Consider the following 2,972-nt stretch of genomic DNA (forward strand, 5'->3'; position numbering starts at 1 on the left):
CCCAGTGGCGGATCAGGGCGTAGACCTCGTCCACATCGCCCAGCCGGGCTTTCCTGAGCTCCACCCTGGCCTCGCGGCGCACCTTGGGCAAAGCGGTCGTGGAAAGTTCAATCAAGCCCCACCTCCTCCTTGGCCTCCAAGACCCGCTCCCTCACCGCACGAGGGGCCGTGCCCCCATAGGAGGCCCGGGCATGGATAGCGGTCTCCAGCCGAAGGAGGGGAAGGGCCTCTTCGGAAAAAAGCGGATGGTGGGTCCTTAGCTCATCAAGGCTTAGGTCTTTCAGGCCTCTTCCCTCCTGGATGAGCCTCCGGACCAGCCGCCCCACCACATGGTGGGCCTCCCGGAAGGGAACCCCCCTTTGGGCCAGAAAATCCGCAAGCTCCGTGGCCAGGGCAAACCCCTCTTCCGCCGCTTTCCACATCCTCTCCCGGTTCCACTTAAGCCCAGGCAGGAGGGTGGTCAGAAGCCGCAGGGAGTCCTGATAGGTGGTGAGGGCATCCCAAAGGGGCTCCTTGTCCTCCTGAAGGTCCTTGTTATAGGCTAAAGGAAGCCCCTTGACCACGGTGGAAAGCCCCACCAAAGCGGCCAGGACCCGGCCCGCCTTGGCCCGGATGAGCTCCAGGATGTCCGGGTTTTTCTTCTGGGGCATGATGGAAGAACCCGTGGCAAAGGCATCCGGGACTTCGACAAAGCCGAACTCTTCCGTGCTGTAAAGAATGAGCTCCTCGGCCATGCGGGAGAGGTTGAGCTGGGCGATGTTCAAGGCGGAAAGGACCTCGAGGGCGAAGTCCCGGCTTGCCACCGCATCCAGGGAGTTGCGCATGGGCCGGTCAAACCCCAGGGCCTTTGCGGTGTAGAACCGGTCTATGGAAAAGCCCGTCCCCGCCAGGGCCGCCGCCCCCAGCGGGCTTTCGTTCAGCCTCCTTTGCGCATCCTTCAGCCGGCCCTCGTCCCGCGTGGCCATCTCGTAGTAGGCCAGGAACCAGTGGGAGAGGAGGATGGGCTGGGCCCGTTGGAGGTGGGTGTAGCCGGGGAGGACGAAGGGGGGTTCGAGGTGCCGCTCCGCCTCCTTCACCAGGGTGCGCCGGAAGGCGAGGAGGTCCTCCAAGACCTCCCCCAGCCTCCGCCTTAGGTGAAGCCGAAGGTCGGTGGCCACCTGATCGTTTCGGCTCCGCGCGGTGTGGATCTTGGCCCCCGCAGGCCCTGCAAGCTCCATGAGGCGGGCCTCGAGGTTCATGTGGACATCCTCGAGCGCCTCCCGCCAGGGGAAGCGCCCCTCCTCGATCTCCTGTTCGATCTCCGAGAGGGCCTTAAGGAGGGCCTCGAGCTCCTCTTTGCTCAGGAGGCCGATCCGGTGGAGCATCTCCGCCTGGACCCGGTTTTGCCAAAGGTCCTCCCGCCAGAGCGCCCGGTCGAAGGGGAGGGAGGCGTTAAACCGGGCGGCAAGGGCATCCGGCCCCTCCTCAAACCGCCCGCCCCAGGTCCTGTGGCTCACCTTCCCCCTCCTGAAGCCTCCACCCAGGCCAGCGTCCGAAGCCGAAGGGCGTTCAGCCGGATGAAGCCCTCCGCGTCCTTCTGGTCGTACCCACCCGCCTCATCAAAGGAGGCCAGATCCTTCCGGTAAAGGCTCCTTGGGGCCTTGCGGCCCACCACATAGACCCCCCCTTTGTACAGCTTGAGCCGGGCCGTTCCCGTTACCCGCTTGGCCACGTGGTCGAAGTAGGCCTGAAGCGCCTCCCGTTCAGGGGCAAACCAGAAGCCGTAGTAGACGAGTTCGGCGTACTTGGGCGAAAGCATGTCCCGCTGGTGGAGGACTTCCCGGTCCAGGGTGAGGCTTTCCACCGCCCGCCGGGCATGGTAAAGGATCGTCCCTCCCGGCGTCTCGTACACCCCCCGGCTTTTTAAGCCCACAAAGCGATTTTCCACCAGGTCCACCCGGCCCACCCCGTGCCGGCCCCCGATCTCGTTGAGCCTCTGGAGCAGGGCCGCCGGGGAGAAGGCCTCCCCATTCACCGCCACCGGGTCGCCCTCGTGGAATTCCACCTCCACGTACTCGGGCTCATCCGGGGCTTCCTCCGGATCGCGGGTCATGCGGAACATATCCCTGGGGGGTTCAACCCAAGGGTCCTCTAGGACACCGCCCTCGTAGGAGATGTGCAGGAGATTAGCGTCCATGGAGTAGGGTTTTTCGACGGTTACCGGAACGGGAATCCCGTGCTGCTTTGCATACTCCAGCATCTCCTGCCGCCCCTTGAAGCTCCATTCCCGCCAGGGGGCGATGATCCGGATGTCCGGCTTCAGGGCATAGGCGGTGAGCTCGAAGCGCACCTGGTCATTCCCCTTGCCCGTAGCCCCGTGGGCCACCGCATGGGCCCCCTCCTCCTTGGCGATCCTCACCAGGTGCTTGGCGATAAGGGGTCTCGCGATGGAGGTGCCCAGGAGGTAGTACCCCTCGTAAAGGGGTAGGGCGCGGAACATGGGAAAGACGAAGTCCCGCACGAACTCCTCCTTGAGGTCCAAGGCGATGGCCTTGGAAGCCCCTGTCTGCAGGGCCTTAAGCCGCGCCTCCTCCACCTCTTCCCCCTGGCCGATGTCCGCGGTAAACGCGACCACCTCGGCGCCATAGGTTTCCTTAAGCCACTTCAGGATGATGCTGGTGTCCAGCCCGCCGGAGTATGCGAGGACGATCTTCATGCCCACGGCCCTAGTTTACCATTTTTCAAGGGGCAACATAACTATGCAAACATTTGAAAGAAATTAAATTGTGGTTTGAATCTCTTGACGGTCCGCCTTACACCTTTTGAACTTTAATCTTGGGAAACTAAGCCCACGAGGTTGTAAAGGAGGCGCAGTATGAGAAAGCTTTTACTGGTTCTAATGGCTCTGGGCTTCACCGCCTGCCAGCAAACCCCGCCCCCAAACTTCACCCTCTCCCTGAGCCCCCCTAGCCTGACCGTCCCCCAGGGGGGCA

General features: G+C 63.2%; 2 protein-coding genes. Both read right to left on the minus strand.

Annotated features, from left to right (window positions below; translation table 11 throughout):
• Positions 1–107: 107 nt before the first annotated feature.
• The gene (argH, locus tag C4301_RS09070) at positions 108–1,496 is read right to left on the minus strand and encodes an argininosuccinate lyase (RefSeq protein WP_352414761.1); all 1,389 of its coding nucleotides are present in this window, start codon (positions 1,494–1,496) and stop codon (positions 108–110) included.
• Positions 1,493–2,695 carry an argininosuccinate synthase gene (locus tag C4301_RS09075; RefSeq protein WP_352414762.1) on the minus strand — a complete coding sequence of 401 codons (1,203 nt, stop codon included), beginning with the start codon at positions 2,693–2,695 and terminating at the stop codon, positions 1,493–1,495. The genes argH and C4301_RS09075 overlap by 4 nt, the downstream gene beginning before the upstream one ends.
• Positions 2,696–2,972 lie beyond the last annotated feature (277 nt).

This window comes from Thermus sp. (assembly GCF_040290245.1).
GTDB lineage: Bacteria > Deinococcota > Deinococci > Deinococcales > Thermaceae > Thermus_A.

What these genes read in the sequence shown, in the direction of transcription:
- C4301_RS09075 (WP_352414762.1), bottom strand. Translation starts at nt 2,695, where the DNA reads ATGAAGATCGTCCTCGCATACTCCGGCGGGCTGGACACCAGCATCATC.